This is a genomic window from Pseudomonas sp. PS01270 (genome assembly GCF_029959775.1).
Lineage (GTDB): Bacteria > Pseudomonadota > Gammaproteobacteria > Pseudomonadales > Pseudomonadaceae > Aquipseudomonas > Aquipseudomonas atacamensis.
The window spans coordinates 12,590-34,585 of record NZ_JASCPT010000010.1; the positions used below are offsets into that span (position 1 = coordinate 12,590).

The following is a 21,996-nucleotide window of genomic DNA, read 5'->3' on the forward strand; positions in this document are numbered from 1 at the left end:
TCTGTCAGATCGCAGCGGTCTTTTTCCAGCTCATGTAGCTTGTCACCAGTCCGGCCCCCAGCTCGGCGGGCCGAACATCCATCACTGCAACGCCATGGGCAGTCAGCCGCTCATGGAGTTGCGAGCGGTCATTGAGAAAATCGATGGTGCCGCAGTAGGCGAGTGCCTCGGGCAACGTTTGTACCGTGCTCTGGCGCAATGTATCCAACGCCTGTTCACGCAGGCTCGCCACCAGCACCCGATGTTGCGCGCTCAACCGTTTGACCGCGCCCAGCACTTGATCATCGTCATCGCGCAAGTTGGTCACCAGCACTACCAGCGCCCGGCGCTTTTGGCGGGCCAACAACTGGTTGGCGGCAGCCTGGTAATCAGCAGGGCGCTGGGTGCTCCGAAGGTCATAAACAGCGTTGAGCAAAACGTTCAGTTGGCCGCTGCCTTTGACTGGTGCGACATGGCGCGGCTCATCAACGGCAAAGGTACTCATGCCCACCGCATCCCCTTGGCGCAACGCCACATAACTGAGCAGCAGGCAGGCATTGAGCGCGTGATCGAAGTGCGACAGCTCACCATCGTGACTGCGCATCTGCCGGCCGCAATCGAGCAGGAAGATGACCTGTTGATCGCGTTCATCTTCGTACTCGCGGGCAATCGGCGTGCGCTGGCGGGCGGTGGCTTTCCAGTCGATCTGGCGCAGGCTGTCGCCCTCGCGAAATTCGCGCAGCTGATGAAATTCCTGACCCTGCCCGCGACGTTGCCGCTGACGTATGCCGAGCTGGCTGAGCCAGTTGTCGACGGCGCGCAACTCACCGCCGTAAAGCCGGGCGAAGTCCGGGTAGACACGGGTCTCGTCGCCGACGCTGAGCAGGCGTTTGCCGGACCATAATCCCAAGGGGCTGGGCAGGTTGACTTCGCACTGTTCGAAGCTGAAATGCCCGCGTTCGAAAGGGCGCAGACGGTAGCTGATCTGGCTGACATGGCCGGGTTGAAGCTCGACAAGCATCGGCAGATGTTCAAACGCGAGGCCGTCGGGAACGTGGTCGAAGAGTCCAATGGCCAGTGGCTCGGCAAACTCATGGGCGATTTGCAGCTTCACCTCTCCCCAGCGCCCGAGCGCCAGGCTGCCGGGCATCTGCCGTTTGATGCGCGGCGAGGGCAGGCGTCTGAGGCGCACAGCGTCGATCACCGCCAAGGCCAGCAGCGCCAGGAGCAATCCCCAGTTGATCGAAATCAGGCTGGACGGGAGGTCGATCTGCAACGCCTGCAAGGCGCCGAGCACGATACTGATAACTGCCAGCAGGGCCAGCCAGATCAGCAGCAGCCGAGACGGTTTCACAGGCGCGGCGCCGGCACTTGATCGAGCAATTGCGTGAGCACCTGATCGACCTGCAGGCCTTCGATATCCAGCTCCGGCGCGATGCGCACGCGATGACGCAACACCGCCAGCGCGCAGCCTTTGATGTCATCCGGGATTACAAACTCGCCGCCGCGCAACAACGCCCGGGCACGGGCACAACGAACCAGTGCAATCGAGGCGCGTGGCCCGGCGCCGAGGGTCAGCCCCGGCCAAGTGCGCGTGCTGCGCGCCAGGCGCACGGCGTAATCAAGGACCTGATCGTCCAGCGGCAGATCGCTGGCAATACGCTGCAACGCCTGCACGTCTTTGGCTTGCAACACTGTGCGCAGCGGTTGCACATCGAGCATGTCGGCGCGGGTCGAACGACAGACCTGACGGACCATGTTCAGCTCCTGATCGGCGTCGGGATAATCCATGCGCACCTTGAGCATGAAGCGGTCGAGTTCGGCTTCCGGCAGCGGATAGGTGCCTTCCTGTTCGATCGGGTTCTGCGTTGCCAACACCATGAACGGTTGCGCGATGGGCAAGGCGCGACCCTCGAGCGTCACCTGGCGCTCCTGCATGGCTTCGAGCAATGCCGCCTGGGTTTTTGCCGGGGCGCGGTTGATCTCGTCGGCCAGCAGCAGGTTGGTGAACAGCGGGCCTTTGCGCAGCTTGAACTGCTCGGTCTGCAGGTCATACACGGCGTGGCCGGTAACGTCGCTGGGCATCAGATCCGGGGTGAACTGGATGCGTGCAAACTCGCCGCCGAAGCATCGCGCCAATGCCCGCACCAGCAAGGTCTTGCCCAGCCCGGGCACGCCTTCGAGCAGCACGTGGCCGCCGGCGATCAGCGCGGTCAGGACATCGTCGACCACCGCATCCTGGCCGATCAGCGCCTTGTTCAATTCATTGCGCACTGCCTGCGCCAGCTGGCTGGCGCGCTGGCGTTGCTGGGCGGCGTGCGTCACGCTGCCGGGCTCGATCTGTTCAGTCATAACGCGTTCCTCAAGGTTTGCAGATGAGCGACCTGACGGCTGAATTCGGCGCTGGACAAACGCTGCTTCGGACGTGGGCTCAGGGCCTGGCTGATGGCCCGGGTGGGTTGCCGGGTCAGGCGCGATAACGCCAGCCATTGCTCGGCCACATTCAATTGATCGAAACCGGGATGGCGGCGGCGGGCGCGGCGCAGGATGTCTTGCTGCAAGGCTTGCAGCAGCGCCTGCTGGCCGTTGTGGCGCAGCAGGAAGTCGGCACTGGCACGCAGATGCTCCAGCAGTTGGCGGCGACCCGCTGGCGCCGGCATTTGCACCGGGCCGTGACGCGCGCCGGCCTGCCACAACCACAGGCCGATCAAGCCGAGCAGGGCGACTATGGCCTGCGGGAAGTAGCGCCAGAGCAAGGTCCACAAACCATCGTGCGTCGTGTCGTAAATCAGCGTGACGTCGGTGTCGGCGCTCAGATACCAGAGCAGCCAGGCGTTGTCGTATTTGCCGATAGCGCCGGTTTTCCACAGCTCGGCATCGGTGACCACGGTGATCGTGCCGAGGCCGTACACCCGTTGCATCATGTGCGTGGCTTTGGCGCTGTTGGCCCAGGCTTGCGCGACATTGTTCGGGTCGTCGAGGTGGAAGTAGGTGTCGAAACCGGCGTAGGCCGGCGCGTCTTCGTCTTCCAGATACAGTTTGGTCAGTTTCGGGAAGCGGTCCTTTTCCCCGCCCTCGGGAGGATCTTTCAAGTCCTTGCTCAGCGATTGGTGCAGTTGCACCTTATCGAGCAGCAGATCATTGCTTTGCCCGGTTTGCGCATCCCACAGCGACTCGGCGACGAATACCAGACGTCCGCCGGCGCGAGTCCAGTTCAACACTTGATCGACTTCACGCGGCGTCATCCGCGCGCGCTCGCCGAACAACAACAAGGTGTGGCTATGCGGATCGATCTGCGGCAGCACCGCCAGGGTCTCGGCGTGACTGACCGCGAGGCCGCGCTCGCGCAGGAACATTTCTGCCGCCAGATAAGGATTGGCTTGCGCGGCAGGCGAGGGGCCGTGATCGACGGTTTCCTGATAGGGCCGGGCCTTGAGGTAAAGAAACAGACTCAAGCCGCCCAGCAGCAGAAGCGCCAGCGCAGCCAACGACCAGCCGATGCGCCGGTTCAATGCCTGGATCCTTTGCCGAACAATTCACGCCAGCCGTTGCACAGCTCTGCTTGCAGGTGCGCCGCTGGAAGTCGGTGCCCGTAGGCCATGTTCTGCCAGTGAACAGTGAGGTTGCGGCTGTAGGCGAGCAGGTCCGGGCGTTGTAATTGCTCGATGCGGTTGAGGATCTGGCTCTCGGTGTCGGCGGCTTTCAGCGTCAGGTTGAAATCATGCAGCAGACGGCTGAGCAGGCCGCGATAGAGCAGGCCCAGCGCGGCGCGAGGTTCGCTCAGCCACAATTGTTCGGCGCTGGCGGCGATGTCATCCGGCAGGGTTTCGCGATTGAGATCCAGGCCAAAGACTTGTGGCGGCGCCGGCGGTTTGCTGCGCGCTGGCAGGTTCGGGCGGCGGCTGACGAAAGCCCGGAGGAATTCGCGATAACGCCAGACCAGCCAGCCTAGCGCAGCAATCAGCGCGCCCCACAACAGCACCTCAATCACGCCGGCGAGGGTATCGAGGTGTCGACCGTCGAGCCAGCCGAGCAGGGCTTTCAGCCACTGCGGTGCCTCACCCGCTTGCGCGTCCTTGGCCGGGCTTGCCGGGTCGTCGCCAAAGCGATAACGGGTGACGCTCTCCTTGTTCTTGAACGGCGGTTGTTCGAGCAGCGACTCAATGCTGTCGCGCGAGGCCTGACTGGTCAGCGGCTGATTGAGCAACCGTGGAGCATCCGGCGCATCGCTGGCCCACACCGGTTGCAGGTTCGGCAGCAGCAGACACGCCGCCAGCAACACGCCGAGCACGCCGTTGTTCAAGCGCTGGCGCAAACGGCGGAAGACCAGCTCGATGTCCCAGGCTTCCAGTTGTGTGCGGCGGTTCAGGTACAGGCTGAAACCGCAGGCGACATACACCGGTCCCCAGGCCACCAGGATCAGCGCATAAAAAACGTTGGTCAGGTGCTCCAGCCAGCGCCAATCCTGATCGGCGGCTAGCAGAAGCGATTGCCAGTCCCAGTCGGTCTCGATCTGCTGCGGCAAGAGCATGTAGAACAGCAGCATCAAGCCGATCCACAGTGCGGTTTCCAGATGCACGCCAATAATCGTCAACCATTGCGCGGCGCCGCCGTTGCGTTGCAGCAGCACCTGCAGACGTTGTTGTCTGGCCTCGCCGTCGAGACCTTCGAGTTGCGTCACCGGCAGCACAAAGCTGCGACTCAGGCTCAGCCGGCGCCAGGTCAGACTGGCCAGCAGTTGCGGCTTGAGCAGGCGCGGCCACTCGCGCAAGGCTTGTCTGAGGGTTGGCGTTTCACCGAACAGTGCTTTGGAGAGGATGTACAGCGGCAGGCGTTCGTAGGCCGGTTTCAGCCACCAGAAAATGAACACCGCCAGTGATGGCGAATCCCACAGCAACAGGCTGAGCAGGGCGAACAGCGGCAGGGTGACGATCGCCCAACTGGTCATCAACAACCGCCGATGCTGCTGGCTCATCAACACGCCCAGATCCATGGCTTCCCAGGTCGTGCGCGGGCGGATCACTACGCTGGCGTCACTCAGGCGCATGGCGGGTCCTTCCGGCAAACAGCAGATACACCGCAACGGCCAGCCACAGCGCGGTGCCGACGGCGTATTTGGTCAGCGGCGTGACACTGGTTTTCGACGACCAGTAAGCCTCGATGAAGGCTGCGATCAACAGGAACAGCATGGCCCCACACACCAGCAACACGCTTTTGCGCGCCGCCAAGCGCAGCGCCTCGCCACATGTCAGGCGTCCGGGGGCGATCAGCGCCCAGCCCAGCTTCAGGCCCGCCGCTCCGGCGAGGGCGATGGCGCTCAGTTCGAACGCACCGTGGCCGATCACGAACGACCAGAAGGTCTGGCCGAAACCGATCTCGCTGAGATGCCCGGCCACCGCGCCGATGATCATGCCGTTGTATAGCAGAAAGAATCCGCTGCCCACGCCCATCAACAAACCGCTGGCGAATGTCTGAAAGGCGATGCCCGTGTTGTGCATGACGTAATAGCCGAACATCACCCAGTCTTCGCTGGCCGCCCGTTCGGCCGAGCGTCCGAGGTGGCCGGCGACGGGGTCGTACATGCCTTGCATCTCGCGCACCTGTTCGGCCGGGATCAGGTTGTAGATCAGTTCCGGGTTCAGATAAACCAGCACGCCGAAACCGATCAGGCTGCCGAAGAACAACAGGCTGGCGGCCGCAACAAAGCGCCACTGTTCGCGCACCAGTCGCGGGAAGTCGGCGAGGATAAAGCTGATGATGAGCGCCCCGAGGCGACTGCGATGCCGATAGAGCTGTTGATGGCCGCGCAGCACTTGCTGCTGTAATGAATCGATCAGAAAACTGCTGTAGCCACGCGCCTGGGCCAGAGCCAGATGTTGGCAGAGACGTCGATAGGCCTTGGGGAAATCGCTGACTTGCGCTGTCTCCTTGCCTTGTTCGAGGCGTTCGAGCGCCACGGCGAAGCGCTCCCATTCGGCCTTGTGGCGACTTTCGAACAGGCTCTGCTTCATGGGGTCGGCCCCAACAGGCCGCGCGCGATGCCGTTGAGTTCAGACACGGCTTTGGGCGCAGAGATGTGCAGCGGCTGCGCCAGCAATGCCGCCAGCTCGTTAACCCGTGCGGGAGAGAGTTCGGCCTGACGCTCGGCGAAACCGAGCATGGCCCGTTGTTCGCTCAGGGTGAGTGGGACAGGGCAGCGACGAGGTTCAGCGTCAGGCAGTTGCGGTCGGCTCAGCGGCCGTTCGCTGTAAACCACCAACGTGCCGGCGGCAATGTCGCCGAGGCGTTTGAAGGTCGGGTGTTGCAGGCAACTGAGCGCACCGAGGAAATAGCCGAAGGGCAGTAGATCGACAAAGCGCAGCAGGTTGCGCAATAGCGAGGCCGACCAGCCGATCGGCGTGCCGTCATCGTGCACCACGCGCAAACCCAGCCATTGCTTGCCCGGCGAACGGCCCTGACGCAGCACCTCGAACAGCACCATGTACCACCAGCTGATGGCAAACAGTAGCAAGGAACCGAGGCCCATGCCGAGCTTGCCGAGAAACGCCAGTGCGATGAACAGCACACCGAGGATCAAGCCGCGAATGCCCAGATCGATGGCAAACGCCACGGCGCGCACCATTAACCCGGCGGGGCGCAACGGCAGATCGATGCCTTCCGGCGTTTCGACCTGATGGCGCGTATCCAGCGGTGCTTTCCTTCGCGGTGCTGTGGGCTCGAGCATGGGCTACCTGATCTTCGCCTGTTCGGGGTGCAAGTGCGCCTGATGCTAGCAGCCTCTCGGGTGTGGGAGCGAGCCTGCTCGCGAATGTAGTGGGTCAGTCAGCCTGTGGGCAACTGACAGAACGCCTTCGCGGGCAGGCTCGCATCCACAAGGGCAATGCATTCCAGTTGTAGGAATCTGGAGAAGTTGCTGGTCCAGGGCTGCGAGGCTGGCCGTGGCAACCCTGAAACGCCTAGACTTCGCCGATCTTCTGTTCAGGATTCGCCCGTGACTTCAATCTTCTGGTACGACTACGAAACCACTGGCATCAATCCGCGCAACGACCGACCGCTGCAGGTGGCCGGGATTCGCACCGACCATGCGCTCAACGAGATCGACGAGCCAGTCAACCTCTATTGCCAGCCCAGCGAAGATATCCTGCCGCACCCGGCGGCATGCGCGATCACTGGCATCACCCCCGGCCAGCTCGCTGAAAAAGGCCTGAGCGAAGCTGATTTCATGACTCGCGTGCATGCGCAACTGGCCGCACCGGGCACCTGTGGCGCCGGTTACAACACCTTGCGTTTCGACGATGAGATGACTCGCTACAGCCTGTATCGCAATTTCTTCGACCCCTATGCCCGTGAATGGCAGGGTGGCAACAGTCGCTGGGATCTGATCGACGTAGTGCGCGCCGCTTACGCATTGCGCCCCGATGGTCTGGTCTGGCCGACCGATGATGAAGGCCGCGTGACCCTCAAGCTCGAACGCCTCACGGCGGCCAACAATATCGATCACGGCCACGCCCACGAAGCCCTGTCGGATGTGCGCGCCACCATCGCGTTGGCGCGGCTGATTCGCGAGAAACAACCCAAGCTCTACGAGTGGCTGTTCCAGTTGCGCAGCAAACAGAAGGTGATGGATCAGATCCGCCTGTTGCAGCCACTGGTGCATGTGTCCGGGCGTTTCTCGGCGGCGCGCAGTTATGTCGGCGTGGTGCTGCCGCTGGCCTGGCACCCGAAGAATCGCAACGCCCTGATCGTCTGTGATCTGCATCTTGATCCGCAGGGGTTGCTGGACCTCGATGCGCAAGCCTTGCGTCAGCGTCTTTATACCCGTCGCGATGAGTTGGCCGAAGGTGAGTTACCGGTACCGCTCAAGCTGATTCATATCAATCGTTGTCCGGTTGTAGCGCCGCTGGCGGTATTGCGCGCACAAGACCAGCAGCGCCTTGGGCTGGACATGGCGCTTTATCAGGAGCGGGCAGTGCGACTAACTGACGCACAACAAGTCTGGAAAGATAAAGTCGCGGCGATTTATGCCAGCGAAGATTTCACTCCCAGCGAAGATCCCGAGCAGCAGTTGTACGATGGATTTATCGGTGATCGTGATCGTCGTTTATGCGAACAAGTTCGAACGGCGGATCCTGCGCAGTTGGCGCAAGAGCAGTGGCCTTTCGATGATGAACGTTTGCCTGAATTACTTTTTCGATATCGAGCACGCAACTTTCCGGACACCCTGGATGTGGCCGAGCAAGAGCGCTGGAAATTATTCTGTCAGCAGCGCCTGACGCAACCCGAGGCAGGTGCGCCGAATACCGTGCAGTCATTTATCGAGGCGGCAGAGCAATGGTCGCTTAGTGCGTCACCGATGCAGCGAGAGGTGCTCAATGACTGGCAGAATTATGTCCAGGCATTACGCAAACGTTTGAATCTGTGAAATCGAACATGCCCGGACAATAAATTACGGGCATAAAAAAACGCCAGCGCTGGCTGGCGTTCTTTTGTTCGCGGATCGCTCTGCGAAGGCGTTGCGGCTTAGCCCAGCAGGGTAGCCCAGCCTTCAACCACATCGCCGCCCCACTTGGCTTTCCACTCTTTCAGAGTCTTGTGGTTGCCACCTTTGGTTTCGATGACTTCACCGTTGTGCGGGTTTTTGTATTGCTTAACTTTGCGTGCACGCTTGGTGCCGGTAGTTTTCACTGCGCCGCCGCGTGGAGCCTTGGATTTTGCTTCTGGATCCAGCAGCGCGATGATGTCACGCAGCGACTTGGAGTATTCACCCATCAGCGTGCGCAGTTTGCCTTCGAATTCCAGTTCGGCTTGCAGTTTATCGTCTTCGGACAGGTTCTTCAGACGGGCTTGCAGCTCTTTGATGGCTTCTTCGGTGGCGCGATATTCGTTGATCAAGGACATGAGTACTACCTTTTGTAGAATGCTGAATGACAGGGGACAGTGCCGCAATAATAGTCAGGCTGTTTCATCAAGTAAACATTTAGATCGGCTTTTTATTTAAATGAGTTACAGGAATTAGCCGCGCTTTGAATGTTCCGTTAAATAATGTGATGCAGTCAGCACAGATATTTACAGTTGTCTGACAAAAGCCCTTCTAAAGCGTCACGGTCTTGACGTAAGACCTGCGTCAGAAAGCCGTTTCACCATGCTTTGTCCCACCCGGCGCGTATGCGTACTGCAGTTTTCCTGCGCAGTCGCTAGAATGGCGGCCTTTGTGAAGTTCTGGAGTTTCCCCCTCATGCGCACTTTTCGGCTGGTGATCTCTTGCCCGGACCGCGTTGGCATCGTTGCCAAAGTCAGTAATTTTCTGGCCTCTCATAATGGCTGGATCACCGAAGCGAGCCACCACTCTGACAATCAAGTGGGCTGGTTCTTCATGCGTCACGAAATCCGTGCCGATTCGCTGCCGTTCGGTATTGAAGAGTTGCGCGAGAAGTTCGCGCCGATCGCCGAAGAGTTCTCGATGGACTGGCGCATCACCGACACCGAGCAGAAAAAACGCGTAGTGCTGATGGCCAGCCGCGAATCCCACTGCCTGGCCGACCTGCTGCACCGCTGGCACAGCGATGAACTGGATTGCGAAATCTCCTGCGTGATCTCCAACCACGACGACCTGCGCAGCATGGTCGAGTGGCACGGCATTCCTTACTACCACGTTCCGGTCAATCCGCAGGACAAGCAGCCGGCATTCGACGAAGTATCGCGGCTGGTCAAACAGCACGACGCCGAAGTGGTGGTGCTGGCGCGCTACATGCAGATCCTGCCGCCGGACATGTGCCGCGAATACGCGCACAAAGTCATTAACATCCACCACAGCTTCCTGCCATCGTTCGTCGGCGCCAAGCCGTATCACCAGGCGTCGCTGCGTGGGGTCAAACTGATCGGCGCAACCTGCCATTACGTGACCGAAGAGCTGGACGCCGGCCCGATCATCGAGCAGGACGTGGTGCGTGTCAGCCACAGCGACAGCATCGAAGACATGGTGCGTTTCGGCCGTGACGTCGAGAAGATGGTGCTGGCCCGTGGCCTGCGTTATCACCTGGAAGACCGCGTGCTGGTGCACGGCAACAAGACGGTTGTGTTCTGATCGAGCACGACACGCTTGAAAAACCAGGGGCCTGGGCGTTGAATCGCTCAGGCCCTTGTCATTTGAGCCCGAGGAAAAGCCATGAACGATCCACTGGACAAAGCCACTTCAAAAGCGCCCGCCACCCTCGGCGAGGGTTGCCTGAGTCGTTACGATCCGGATGACATGAGCCCGGACGACGGCACCGAATTCCCCGGTGCCGCCGAACTTTGGGAGCAGCTCCAGCAAGAGCAGGACGAACCTAAGAAGCCTGCCTGACGTTCATCAACTTCTTCAGCAACGGCTTGCCCAGCATCAACACGAACACCGGGCCGCCAACCAGCAGATAGAAGTAATACGTCACCACGCGCCAGATCAGGATCGCCGCCGCTGCGGTGGATTTTCCCACCATCGGCGCGAGCAGCGCAGCCGAGGTCAGCTCTGCCGCACCGGCACCGCCGGGTAACAGACTGAACTGGCCGGCGCCAAGCGAGAGCATCTGCACCAGAAAGCTCCACGCCCACTGCAAATCCGCGCCGAGCCCGCGCAGGGCCAGATACAGCACGCTGTAGCGCAGCAGCCAGTGCACGCAGGTCAGAGCAAAAACCTGAACCAGCGTTTGCCAGGGCAGTTTCAAGGTATCGGTAAATGCCGCGAGAAAGTGCAGCAACTTGCGCGCCCAGCGACGGCGAGTACTTGTCGTGATGTTCATCCCCGCCAACAGCCGCCCGCTCAGGCGAATCAGCGCTCGGTGATAACGCGCGATCAACACGCAACTCAACAAACCCCCAAACAGCGAAACGGCGCTGACGGTCAGCAGCCACTCGAGACGATCGCTCAGGTGCTGGAACAGCGCGTAAATCAGAATCCCGCTCAGGGCGCAGAGAAAGAACAGCAGATCGCTGAGCTGATCCATGGCAAACACCGCGCTGCCCCGCGCCGGACGCACGCCGCAACGAGCGAGCAGAGCCATGATCGTCAGCGGCCCGCCGCTGCCGCCGGGCGTGGCGCAGTACGCGAACTCGGCGGCCATCACCACGCCGAGGCTTTTCAATGGCGCGACCTTTTCACGCTGGTCGCCGAGCAACAAACGCAGGCGCAACGTATTGATGCCCCAGCACAGCAGAATCATGCCGAACATGATCAACAGCCAGTTCAGCGGGAAGCTGCGCAAGCGCGACCAGGTTTCGCCGCCGCCGAGCAGTACCGGAATCAGCACCGCCGCCAGCAGGCCGATCAGCAACAACAGGCTGCGCTTCATGCTGCGCGTTCCAGCTGACCGCGCTGTCGGGCGAGCCACTCGATCTTGGTCAGCGGCACGCGTCCCTCCGCCAGCAGGCGTTGCAGCGTGTGCAACCAGTAATCGCGAGAAAAGCGGTGACGCATGTCCACCGGATGCAGCCCCAGACGAATCACCGATGCCTCGCGCCAGCGCTGTTCACGCTGGTCGCTGAGGATTTTCGACAAGCCGCGCCGCCAGGCACTGCGCGCACTCCACACCAGCCCCGGTGCAGCGATGGCGCTGAAGTCGGGCAAGCGATAAAGGTGCTGCGGATCGCTGGTGTAGCTGAGCGGCAATTCGCGCAAGGCCTGGCGGGTGCCGTCGCTCATCAGCCAGGCCGGGGCGACGAAACCCTGCACCGGCCAGTCGTAGCGCTGAAACATCTCCAGACCCGCATGCAGGCGGGCCAAGGCTGCTTCGCGGGACAAGCGATAGAACTCGCCTTCATGGGTGTAGACCCGGCGCATGAACCAGTCGCGCGGGGTGTTTGGCATGGGTTCCTGATCGTCGTGGTAGTAGCCGTGCAGCGCCAGTTCATCGCCTCGGGCGACCCTGGCATCGAGCACTCGGCGAAACGCCGGGTTGGCATCAAGGGCATCGTGGCGATGGAAATCCGGTACCACCAGCCACGTCATCGGCACATCACCCAAGGCATCGACAGCCTCGACGAAGGGCTGGTAATCCGCCCAGGTCGAGGGCGCCACATCATGCAACACCAGGCAAACAGCTTTCATTTCTTCAACCATTGGCCACCCGTGGCAGCGAATGGCCGAGCACCGCGTGATAGTGGCTGAGCAGACTGTCGACCACGGTGTCCCAGGCGTAATGCCGTTCGACGTGCTGACGCGCCTGTTGACCGAGGCGAGCACAGCCGCGACTGAACAGTTCACGCACGGCATTGGCCATGGCCTGCGGATTGTTCGGCGCACAGAGCAGGCCGCAGGAATCGTTGACGATTTCTTCAAACGCCCCGGCCGCCACCGCCACCACGGGAATGCCGCAGGCCATGGCCTCAAGGATGACCAGGCCGAAGGTTTCCTGGTCGCCGGCATGCAGCAGCGCATCGGCGCTGGCCATCAGCCGCGCGACTTTCGGCGCCGGGCAGAATTCGTCGATAACGCTGACGTTGTCCGGCACCGCCGCAGGCATCGACGAGCCGACCAACAACAAGTGATAACGAGGGCCGAGGCGTTGCATGCACTTGAGCAGCACCGGCAGGTTTTTCTCCTTGGAACCGCGCCCGGCAAAGATCAGCAGGCGCGTGTCTTCGGCAATGCCCAGCTCAGCCCGCAGGCCAGGATCGCGGGCGTCGGGATGGAAAGTGTGCAAATCCACGCCCAGCGGTTGCACATGAACATTGCGCACCCCGAGCCCGATGAGCTTGTCGGCCATGACCTGGCTCGGGGCGAGGACACGATCGAAATTGCCGTACAGACGAGTCACGTAAGCCTCGACATTCGGCGTGACCCAATGGCCCATGCGATTGCCCGCCAGCAGCGGCAGATCCGAGTGATAAAAGCCGATCACCGGCACATCCAGCTGCCGCCGCGCATCCAGCGCTGCCCATGCGGTGAGGTAGGGATCGCCGACTTCGATCAGATCCGGCTGCAATTCCTGCAGGACGTTTCGCCATGGCGCCAGCCGCAGGGGGAAGCGATAACCTTTGCCGAAGGGCAGGGCGGGCGCCGGAACCGTGTAAATGCCGTCATGTTCACCCAGTCTCGCGCCGGGGATCAGCAGGCTGTGGCGAATGGCGTTGCGCTCGCCAAGGCGACGGTGTTTGGCATCCAGATAAGTCCGCACGCCTCCGCTGGCCGGGGCGTAGAACATGGTGATGTCGGCGATATGCACGGTGAGCAACCCTCCGCTGTGTCGTTCTCCCTTGATTGACCTTTATCCAGAATAGATGTTCGGTCGGGATTGCGCGCCCCTCACCCTAGCCCTCTCCCGGAGGGAGAGGGGACTGATCGGAGTGTTTGGGATTGTTGCGATGTCCTGCGATATCGAGCCGAACGCTCGCATTGAAAAGCTTGAAGATCGGCTCCCTTTCCCCTCGCCCCCTTGGGGGAGAGGGTTGGGGTGAGGGGGTAGGCTTTTGATCTTAAATCCTGAAGCTGCCCACCAGTTGCTTGAGACGCGAAGCCTGCTGCTCCAGATCCGAGCACGCGCGCAAGGTCGCTTGCAGGTTCTCCACGCCCTCCTGGTTCAGCGTGTTGATCTCGGTGATATCGACATTGATCGACTCGACCACAGCGGTTTGTTCTTCGGTCGCTGTCGCCACCGACTGGTTCATCCCGTCAATCTCGCCAATGCGCAGGGTCACGCTGTTCAGGCGTTCGCCGGCGAGGTTGGCGATCTCGACGCTGTCCTGGCTGTGGCGCTGGCTGTCGCTCATGGTGCTCACCGATTCCCGGGCGCCGACTTGCAGCTCCTCGATCATGGTCTGCACCTGCTGTGCCGATTCCTGCGTGCGGTGCGCCAGGTTGCGCACTTCGTCGGCCACCACGGCGAAACCACGACCGGCCTCACCGGCGCGCGCCGCTTCGATCGCCGCGTTCAGCGCCAACAGGTTGGTCTGCTGGGAAATACTGGTGATCACTTCGAGAATCTGGCCGATGTTGACGGTCTTGCTGTTCAGCGACTCGATGTTGGTGCTGGACGCGCTGAGCATGCTCGACAGCTGGTTCATCGCCTTGATGCTGCGCTCCACCACTTGCTGGCCATCCTCGGCCAGACCCCGGGCGTCGCTGGCCTGATTCGACGCTTGGGCGGCGTTGCGGGCGATTTCCTGGGCGGCGGCGCCGAGCTGATTGATCGCGGCGGCAACACTGCTGGTGCGCGAAGCTTGCTGGTCAGAGTTGTACATCGACGAGTTTGACGCTGCGACCACGCGCAGCGCGACCTCGTTGACCTGGCCGGTGGCCGAGGACACTTCGCGGATCGAACCGTGAATACGTTCGACGAAACGGTTGAACGCGGTGCCGAGGATGCCGAATTCATCGTTATTGACGATGTTCAGGCGTTTGGTCAGGTCGCCCTCGCCGTCGGCGATGTCTTCCATGGCGCGGGTCATCACGTGCAGCGGCTGGATCAGCAGGCGGATCAGCATGCCGAGCAGGGCGATGATGATTGCCACGGCAATAATGGTTGCGATTACCGCTGAGGTACGGAATTCGCTGAGCATCGAGTAGGCCTGATCCTTGTCGATCGACAGGCCGATGTACCAGTTCACCGACGGCAGGCCCTTGATCGGGGCGAAGGTGACGATGCGGGTTTTGCCGTCGACGCTCACTTCGCTGAAATCGCTGCTGATGCGCGGCGTGTCCTGGGGGTAGGCTTCTTTGAGCGATTTCATCACCAAAGCCTTGTCCGGATGAACGAGGATCTTGCCGTCGGCACTGATCAGAAACGCATAGCCCATGCCGTCGAAATCCCGTGCGGCGAGGGTGTCGACCAGCGATTGCAGGCTGAGGTCACCACCGACCACGCCAACGCTCTGCCCGGCCTTTTTCGACGCGGTGGCGATGGAAATGATCAACTGGCTGGTGGCCGCATCGATGTAGGGTTCGGTCAGGGTCGAGGTGCTGCTGCTTTCGGCACCTTTATACCAAGGGCGTACGCGCGGATCGAAACCGTCCGGCATCTTCACGTCCGGGCGGATGGTGAAGTGGCCAGTGGCATCGCCCAGATAGGTGGCCATGAACGTCGAGGTCAGGCTTTTCTGTTCCAGCAGGCTGGCGACCGTGGCAGGTTCCGGGTTGATGGCGATGTTCTGCGCGGCGTTCTCGATCAGCAGGATGCGCCCGCTGAGCCAGGTCTGGATGTTGCCGGCGGTGACCTCGCCCATTTCATTGAGGTAGTTGTTCAGATCATCGCGGATCGCATTGCGTTGCAGCCAGTCGTTGTACAACGTGAACGAGGCGAAAGCGGCAATGACGATGAGAGCGGCGGCAAGCAAAATCTTATGGCTGAAGCGCAGGTTTTTGTTCATGGCTTGGGGTTCCGCTAAGGTCTTAATGTCCTGGGCGTGCTTTGATAGAGACGCGCACTATGGGCAAGGTTGAAAAACTGATATTTCCGGCTCTCCTTAGGGAAATGTCCGACCCGATTTTCTGATGGGTCTATCCAATTTATGTATCGGCCATGTGTCATCAAAGATTAACCATTGGGTGAGAAAATGCCTGACTCTTCGCAACTCGTTATCGGCGCTGATCCGGCCGCGCAACCCATCGCTCAGGCCATGCGCCTGGCCAACCGCCACGGGCTGATCGCTGGCGCCACCGGCACCGGTAAAACCGTGACATTGCAGCGTCTGGCCGAAGCGTTCAGCGACGCCGGTGTGGCGGTGTTCGCCGCCGACATCAAGGGCGACCTCTGCGGCCTCGGCGCCGCTGGCAACCCGCAGGGCAAAGTGGCCGAGCGCATCGCCGGCATGCCCTGGCTCGGTCACACGCCGCAGGCTTATCCCGTCACGCTGTGGGACATCCACGGCGAATCCGGACACCCGCTGCGCACCACCCTGAGCGAAATGGGTCCGCTACTGATCGGCAGCCTGCTCGAGCTGACCGACAGTCAGCAGTCGGCGCTGTACGCGGCCTTCAAAGTGGCGGATCGCGAAGGGTTGTTGCTGCTGGATCTCAAGGATCTGAAAGCGCTGCTCAATCACCTCAAGGACAACCCGCAGTTGCTCGGCGAAGACGCGGCGCTGATGACCACCGGTTCCAGCCAGGCGCTGCTGCGCCGTTTGGCGACGCTGGAACAGCAGGGCGCCGAAGCCTTGTTCGGCGAGCCGGCGCTGCAACTTGAAGACATCCTGCAACCGGGCGCCGATGGCCGGGGACGCATCCATCTGCTCGACGCCAGCCGTCTGGTGCACGAGGCGCCGAAGGTTTACGCAACGTTCCTGCTGTGGCTGCTGGCCGAGTTGTTCGAGCAACTACCCGAGCGCGGCGATGCTGACAAGCCGCTGCTGGCGCTGTTCTTCGATGAGGCGCACTTGTTGTTCGGCGACACGCCCAAGGCGTTGCAGGAACGCCTGGAGCAAGTGGTGCGTTTGATTCGTTCCAAAGGCGTGGGCGTGTACTTCGTCACCCAGTCGCCGGCGGATCTGCCGGATGACGTGCTGGCGCAGTTGGGCTTGCGCATTCAACACGGCCTGCGTGCGTTCACCGCCAAAGAGCAGAAATCCCTGCGTGCGGTTGCGGATGGCTTTCGGCCGAATCCGGCGTTCGACAGTCTGTCGGTGCTGACTGAGTTAGGTATTGGTGAGGCGCTGATCGGCACGCTGACCGAGAAGGGCACGCCGGAAATGGTCCAGCGTGTGTTGGTGGCACCGCCGCAGTCGCGGATCGGCCCGCTGACCGAAACCGAGCGCACCGTGCTGATCGCCGGCTCACCGTTCAAGGGCCGTTATGACAAGCCGATCGACCGCGAGTCGGCCTATGAAATCCTGATGGGACGCAAAGGGCTGGCGCCCGAGGCTGAAACACCAGCGGGCAAAGCGGCGGCCGAAGAGCCGAGCCTGGCTGACCGCGCGGGAGATTTCCTCGGCACGGCGGCAGGCCAGGCGCTGAAATCAGCGATGCGCCAGGCGGCTAATAACCTTGGCAAGCAGTTGGTGCGGGGGTTGATGGGCTCTCTGCTCGGAGGCAGCAAGCGCCGCTAAAAAGCAAAGATCGCAGCCTTCGGCAGCTCCTACAGTTGAAATGCATTCATTCTGTAGGAGTTGCCGCAGGCTGCGATCTTTTGCTTTTGCTTCAGGCTTTACCTTTGGCATGCGCCGCCAACCGCTCCAGCGCCGCGCGCAATCCCGGATCGCTGATCCCGTCGGCCGTCGACTGAATCGTCTCCGCCGCACTGCTCGACAGATCCATGGTGTGTCCAACCGCCCGATGCTGGACGATCGGCGGGCGCACGCTGAATTTGATCCGCGTCAGGTTGGCGAACTCTTCGAACAACTGCAGTTGTCGTTGCAGACGTTTCTGCTGATAGCGCAGGCGCGTTGCCCAATGGCCGTCAGTGACCACCAGCGACAGCTCGCCTTCGCGCCACTTGGCCACCCGGCAATGCTCGCGGGCAGCCGGTTGCAGCTGACTTTCGAGCAGGCGCTGCAAATGCTCCAGACGCTGGGCATGGCCGAGGATGGCTTTCAGCGGTTTGGCTTCGCGTAACAGAACGGCGGGTGCTCTGGCCGTGAGAGGGCGAAACGCCATGATCGAACACCTGAAGAAACAGAGGCGCCATGGTAGCAGAAAGCTGCGGAACCTCTGGGCCATTGCTTTTGTCCCTGATTTGCTCATTAAATCAACGCCTGACTTCTTTCCCCCGACGGGTTGAAGTTGAGCAAAACGCCCCTATTTTAAGTGAGCCCCGTCAAAGCGCAGTGCCAGCATCGTGGAACATCGCCACTTTCCTCACCACCGTTTCCGGGTAGAATGCTCGTTCGCATGCGGCCATGAGGGCTGCACGGGCGACTCACGGGGCCGCCCTCCATCCCTTTAGTGTGGAAGATCCTGCCGATATGTTTGCGCCTTTGTTAAAGAAACTTTTTGGAAGCAAGAACGAGCGTGAAGTCAAACGCATGCTCAAGACGGTGCAGCTCGTCAATGCCTTCGAAGAGCAAATGGTGGCCCTTTCGGACGATCAATTGCGCGCCAAGACCGCCGAGTTCAAGGCCCGTATCGCCAAAGGGGAAACCCTCGACAAGCTGTTGCCGGAAGCCTTCGCCGTCGCCCGCGAGGCCGGCAAGCGTGTGATGGGCATGCGCCACTTCGACGTACAACTCGTCGGCGGCATGACCCTGCACGAGGGCAAGATTGCCGAAATGCGCACCGGTGAGGGCAAGACCCTCGTGGCCACCCTGGGTGTTTACCTCAACGCACTCTCCGGCAAGGGCGTGCACGTTGTGACCGTGAACGACTACCTGGCCCGCCGTGACGCCAACTGGATGCGCCCGCTGTATGAATTCCTCGGCCTGACCGTCGGCGTCGTGACGCCGTTCCAGCCGCCGGAAGAGAAGCGCGCCGCCTACGCCGCCGACATCACCTACGGCACCAACAACGAATTCGGTTTCGACTACCTGCGCGACAACATGGCGTTCAGCATGGATGAAAAATTCCAGCGCGAACTCAACTTTGCCGTGATCGACGAAGTCGACTCCATCCTCATCGACGAAGCGCGTACTCCGCTGATCATTTCCGGTCAGGCCGAAGACAGCTCCAAGCTGTACATGGAGATCAACAAACTGATCCCGCAGCTGGAACTGCACGTCGAGGAAGTTGAAGGCCAGGTCACCAAGGCCGGTCACTACACCGTTGACGAAAAGACCCGTCAGGTCGAACTCAACGAAGCCGGTCACCAGTTCATCGAAGAAATGCTCACCCGCGTCGGCCTGCTGGCCGAAGGCGAGAGCCTGTACTCGGCGCACAACCTTGGCCTGCTGACTCATGTCTACGCCGGTCTGCGTGCGCACAAGCTGTTCAACCGCAACATCGAATACATCGTGCAGGACGGTCAGGTCGTACTGGTCGACGAACACACCGGTCGGACCATGCCGGGTCGTCGTCTGTCCGAAGGCCTGCACCAGGCTATCGAAGCCAAGGAAGGTCTGAACATTCAGGCCGAGAGCCAGACCCTGGCCTCGACCACCTTCCAGAACTACTTCCGTCTGTACACCAAGCTGTCCGGCATGACCGGTACCGCCGACACCGAAGCGTTCGAATTCCACCAGATCTATGGTCTGGAAGTCATGGTCATTCCGCCGAACAAACCGTTGGCGCGTAAAGACTACAACGACCTGGTGTTCCTCACCGCCGAAGAGAAATACGCGGCGATCGTGGCCGACATCAAGGAAAGCATGGCTGCCGGTCGTCCGGTGCTGGTGGGTACCGCGACCATCGAGACGTCCGAGCACATGTCCGAATTGCTCGTCAAAGAAGGCATCGAACACAAGGTTCTCAACGCCAAGTTCCACGAAAAAGAAGCTGAAATCATCGCTCAGGCCGGTCGTCCGGGTGCGCTGACCATCGCCACCAACATGGCCGGTCGTGGTACCGACATCCTGTTGGGCGGCAACTGGGAAGTGGAAGTCGCTTCGCTGGAAAACCCGACTCCCGAGCAGATCGCGCAGATCAAGGCCGACTGGCAGAAGCGTCACCAGCAAGTGCTGGAGTCCGGCGGCTTGCAGGTAATTGCTTCCGAGCGTCACGAATCGCGCCGTATCGACAACCAGCTGCGTGGCCGTGCCGGCCGTCAGGGCGATGCCGGTTCGAGCCGCTTCTACCTGTCGCTGGAAGACAGCCTGATGCGCATCTTCGCCTCTGACCGGGTGAAGAACTTCATGAAAGCCCTGGGCATGCAGCCGGGCGAAGCGATCGAGCACCGCATGGTGACCAACGCAATCGAGAAGGCGCAGCGCAAGGTTGAAGGCCGCAACTTCGACATCCGCAAGCAACTGCTCGAGTTCGACGACGTCAACAACGAACAGCGTAAAGTGATCTATCACATGCGTAACACGTTGCTGGCCGCCGACAACATCGGCGAAACCATCGCCGACTTCCGTCAGGACGTGCTCAACGCTACCGTCAGCGCGCACATTCCGCCGCAATCGCTGCCAGAGCAGTGGGACGTGGCCGGTCTGGAAGCGTCGATCGAAAGCGATTTCGGCGTGAAACTGCCGATCCAGCAATGGCTCGACGAAGACGATCACCTGTACGAAGAAACCCTGCGCGAGAAGCTCATGACCGAGCTGATGGCGGCGTACAACGAGAAAGAAGATCAGGCCGGTGCCGAGGCGCTGCGCTCGTTCGAGAAGCAGATCGTCCTGCGCGTACTCGACGACCTGTGGAAAGACCACCTGTCGACCATGGATCACCTGCGTCACGGCATTCACCTGCGTGGCTATGCGCAGAAGAACCCGAAGCAGGAATACAAGCGCGAGTCGTTCACGCTGTTCTCCGAGCTGCTCGATTCGATCAAGCGCGACTCGATCCGCGTGCTCTCGCACGTTCAGGTGCGTCGCGAAGATCCGGAAGCCGAAGAGCAACGCCTGCGTCAGGAAGCCGAAGCACTGGCGGCGCGCATGCAGTTCGAACACGCCGAAGCGCCTGGGCTGGATCAGCCGGAAGCGTTGGGTGAAGAGGTCGATGTGGCACTGGCCACCGCCGCTGCCCCTGTGCGCAACGAGCAGAAGCTGGGCCGCAACGAGCTGTGCTACTGCGGTTCGGGCAAGAAATACAAGCATTGCCACGGGCAGATCCAGTAAAACCCGTTTCAATCGCTGAACACCCCGCGCCGCGACCGGCTCCTGCCGTCGCGGCGTTTTGCCATTTATCCCACCGTCCTTTCCCGTGGCGGTGCTGACATCATTGAGTAAGGAGCGCATTCATGGCTGTTGGTCTTGGTCCTTTGCCAACGTTGCACCCGGTTGCCGGTTTTGAACTCGGTATCGCCTCGGCCGGCATCAAGCGCCCGGGGCGCAAGGATGTAGTGGTGATGCGCTGTGCTGAAGGTTCGACCGTGGCTGGCGTGTTCACCCTGAACGCGTTCTGCGCCGCGCCGGTTATCCTGGCGAAAAAACGCGTACAGAACGCCGTGCGTTACTTGTTGACCAACACCGGCAATGCCAACGCCGGCACCGGCGAGCCTGGCTTGGCGGCTGCCGAGCGCACCACCGCTAAGTTGGCCGAGCTGACCGGCGTCGATGCCAGCCAGATTCTGCCGTACTCCACTGGCGTGATCGGCGAGCCGCTGCCGGTCGAGAAGATCGAAGGCGCACTGCAAGCTGCGCTGGACGACCTGTCGGAGAACAACTGGGAAGCCGCCGCCACCGGCATCATGACCACCGACACGCTGCCCAAGGGCGCCAGCCGCCAGTTCGAGCATGACGGCGTGACCATCACTGTCACCGGCATCAGCAAAGGCGCCGGCATGATTCGCCCGAACATGGCGACCATGCTGGGTTACATCGCCACCGATGCCAAAGTCTCCCGCGAGGTGCTGCACAACCTGATGCTCGATGGCGCCAACAAGTCGTTCAATCGCATCACCATCGACGGCGATACCTCGACCAACGACTGCTGCATGCTGATCGCCACCGGTAAAGCCGCGCTGCCCGAGATCACCCGCGCTGAAGGCGAGCTGTTCGCCAAGCTGAAACAGGCGGTGTTCGAAGTGTGCATGGACGTCGCCCAGGCCATCGTGCGCGACGGCGAAGGCGCAACCAAGTTTGTTACCGTCGAAGTGAATGGCGGCGGCAATCATCAGGAATGCCTGGACGTCGGTTACACCGTGGCCCACTCGCCGCTGATCAAGACCGCGCTGTTCGCCTCTGACCCGAACTGGGGCCGTATCCTCGCTGCCGTGGGCCGTGCCGGCGTGCCGGACCTGGACGTGAGCAAGATCGACGTGTTCCTCGGCGACGTGTGCATCGCCAGCCGTGGCGCTCGCGCAGCGACCTACACTGAAGCACAGGGGGCGGCGGTGATGCAGCAGGAAGAAATCACCATTCGCATCGAACTGGGTCGCGGCGATTGCAGCGAAACCATCTGGACCACCGACCTGTCGCATGAGTACGTGAAGATCAACGCTGAATACCGTACTTGATTCAAGGTGTGGGAGTGGGCTGCCGGCCTCTTCGCGGGCAAGCCCGCTCCCACAGTGATTGCGGTCGTTC

At 61.3% G+C, this 21,996-nt stretch carries 18 protein-coding genes; 6 read left to right on the plus strand and 12 right to left on the minus strand.

The window, feature by feature from the left end; genetic code table 11:
- Positions 1 to 4: 4 nt before the first annotated feature.
- From QMX86_RS05665 to QMX86_RS05690, 6 genes are read right to left on the minus strand one after another with little or no spacing between them, the layout of a single operon-like run.
- Entirely contained in the window at positions 5 to 1,333 is a 1,329-nt protein-coding gene (locus QMX86_RS05665) for a DUF58 domain-containing protein (protein WP_282384445.1), read from the minus strand.
- On the minus strand, positions 1,330 to 2,331 hold the full coding sequence (locus QMX86_RS05670; RefSeq protein ID WP_110646271.1) for a MoxR family ATPase: 1,002 nt from the start codon (positions 2,329 to 2,331) through the stop codon (positions 1,330 to 1,332). The genes QMX86_RS05665 and QMX86_RS05670 overlap by 4 nt, the downstream gene beginning before the upstream one ends.
- Positions 2,328 to 3,491: a DUF4350 domain-containing protein gene (locus QMX86_RS05675; RefSeq protein ID WP_282384446.1), complete on the minus strand. Its 1,164-nt coding sequence runs from the start codon at positions 3,489 to 3,491 to the stop codon at positions 2,328 to 2,330. The genes QMX86_RS05670 and QMX86_RS05675 overlap by 4 nt, the downstream gene beginning before the upstream one ends.
- Entirely contained in the window at positions 3,488 to 5,026 is a 1,539-nt protein-coding gene (locus QMX86_RS05680) for a DUF4129 domain-containing protein (protein ID WP_282384447.1), read from the minus strand. Before QMX86_RS05680 ends, QMX86_RS05675 begins: the two co-directional genes overlap by 4 nt.
- Positions 5,013 to 5,990 carry a stage II sporulation protein M gene (locus tag QMX86_RS05685; protein WP_243242327.1) on the minus strand — a complete coding sequence of 326 codons (978 nt, stop codon included), beginning with the start codon at positions 5,988 to 5,990 and terminating at the stop codon, positions 5,013 to 5,015. Before QMX86_RS05685 ends, QMX86_RS05680 begins: the two co-directional genes overlap by 14 nt.
- Positions 5,987 to 6,703 carry an RDD family protein gene (locus tag QMX86_RS05690; protein WP_130929637.1) on the minus strand — a complete coding sequence of 239 codons (717 nt, stop codon included), beginning with the start codon at positions 6,701 to 6,703 and terminating at the stop codon, positions 5,987 to 5,989. The genes QMX86_RS05685 and QMX86_RS05690 overlap by 4 nt, the downstream gene beginning before the upstream one ends.
- Positions 6,704 to 6,970: 267 nt before the next feature.
- Here QMX86_RS05690 and sbcB point away from each other — a divergent pair, with 267 nt between their 5' ends.
- Positions 6,971 to 8,401, plus strand: a complete 1,431-nt coding sequence (sbcB, locus tag QMX86_RS05695; RefSeq protein ID WP_243242329.1) for an exodeoxyribonuclease I — start codon at positions 6,971 to 6,973, stop codon at positions 8,399 to 8,401.
- Positions 8,402 to 8,499: 98 nt separating this feature from the next.
- Here the strand turns inward: sbcB and mvaT are convergent, their stop codons facing one another.
- Complete coding sequence (gene mvaT / locus QMX86_RS05700; RefSeq protein WP_016773476.1) at positions 8,500 to 8,877, minus strand: histone-like nucleoid-structuring protein MvaT; 378 nt, start codon at positions 8,875 to 8,877, stop codon at positions 8,500 to 8,502.
- Positions 8,878 to 9,214: 337 nt separating this feature from the next.
- Between mvaT and purU the strand changes: the two genes are divergently transcribed.
- Both purU and QMX86_RS05710 read left to right on the plus strand, forming a co-directional pair.
- Complete coding sequence (purU, locus tag QMX86_RS05705) at positions 9,215 to 10,063, plus strand: formyltetrahydrofolate deformylase (protein WP_016773477.1); 849 nt, start codon at positions 9,215 to 9,217, stop codon at positions 10,061 to 10,063.
- Between the two features lie 81 nt (positions 10,064 to 10,144).
- Positions 10,145 to 10,321: a hypothetical protein gene (locus tag QMX86_RS05710; RefSeq protein ID WP_167351306.1), complete on the plus strand. Its 177-nt coding sequence runs from the start codon at positions 10,145 to 10,147 to the stop codon at positions 10,319 to 10,321.
- Here QMX86_RS05710 and QMX86_RS05715 read toward each other — a convergent pair.
- From QMX86_RS05715 to QMX86_RS05730, 4 genes are all read right to left on the minus strand, one after another.
- The gene (locus QMX86_RS05715) at positions 10,305 to 11,303 is read right to left on the minus strand and encodes a lysylphosphatidylglycerol synthase transmembrane domain-containing protein (protein ID WP_243242330.1); all 999 of its coding nucleotides are present in this window, start codon (positions 11,301 to 11,303) and stop codon (positions 10,305 to 10,307) included. The genes QMX86_RS05710 and QMX86_RS05715 overlap by 17 nt on opposite strands.
- The gene (locus tag QMX86_RS05720) at positions 11,300 to 12,070 is read right to left on the minus strand and encodes a polysaccharide deacetylase family protein (protein WP_282384448.1); all 771 of its coding nucleotides are present in this window, start codon (positions 12,068 to 12,070) and stop codon (positions 11,300 to 11,302) included. The genes QMX86_RS05715 and QMX86_RS05720 overlap by 4 nt, the downstream gene beginning before the upstream one ends.
- On the minus strand, positions 12,063 to 13,154 hold the full coding sequence (locus QMX86_RS05725) for a glycosyltransferase family 1 protein (protein ID WP_282384451.1): 1,092 nt from the start codon (positions 13,152 to 13,154) through the stop codon (positions 12,063 to 12,065). The genes QMX86_RS05720 and QMX86_RS05725 overlap by 8 nt, the downstream gene beginning before the upstream one ends.
- A gap of 271 nt (positions 13,155 to 13,425) precedes the next feature.
- Positions 13,426 to 15,315: a methyl-accepting chemotaxis protein gene (locus QMX86_RS05730; protein WP_282384449.1), complete on the minus strand. Its 1,890-nt coding sequence runs from the start codon at positions 15,313 to 15,315 to the stop codon at positions 13,426 to 13,428.
- Between the two features lie 186 nt (positions 15,316 to 15,501).
- Between QMX86_RS05730 and QMX86_RS05735 the strand changes: the two genes are divergently transcribed.
- The gene (locus QMX86_RS05735; protein WP_282384450.1) at positions 15,502 to 16,989 is read left to right on the plus strand and encodes a helicase HerA-like domain-containing protein; all 1,488 of its coding nucleotides are present in this window, start codon (positions 15,502 to 15,504) and stop codon (positions 16,987 to 16,989) included.
- A gap of 91 nt (positions 16,990 to 17,080) precedes the next feature.
- Here QMX86_RS05735 and QMX86_RS05740 read toward each other — a convergent pair whose 3' ends face one another.
- On the minus strand, positions 17,081 to 17,536 hold the full coding sequence (locus tag QMX86_RS05740) for a DciA family protein (RefSeq protein ID WP_071173369.1): 456 nt from the start codon (positions 17,534 to 17,536) through the stop codon (positions 17,081 to 17,083).
- 308 nt (positions 17,537 to 17,844) lie between these two features.
- On the opposite strand from QMX86_RS05740, the gene secA reads away from it, so the two are divergent.
- Together secA and argJ are read left to right on the plus strand one after the other, a co-directional pair.
- Positions 17,845 to 20,586: a preprotein translocase subunit SecA gene (secA, locus tag QMX86_RS05745; RefSeq protein WP_038861039.1), complete on the plus strand. Its 2,742-nt coding sequence runs from the start codon at positions 17,845 to 17,847 to the stop codon at positions 20,584 to 20,586.
- A gap of 122 nt (positions 20,587 to 20,708) precedes the next feature.
- Positions 20,709 to 21,926 carry a bifunctional glutamate N-acetyltransferase/amino-acid acetyltransferase ArgJ gene (argJ, locus tag QMX86_RS05750; RefSeq protein WP_024014097.1) on the plus strand — a complete coding sequence of 406 codons (1,218 nt, stop codon included), beginning with the start codon at positions 20,709 to 20,711 and terminating at the stop codon, positions 21,924 to 21,926.
- Positions 21,927 to 21,996: the final 70 nt, after the last annotated feature.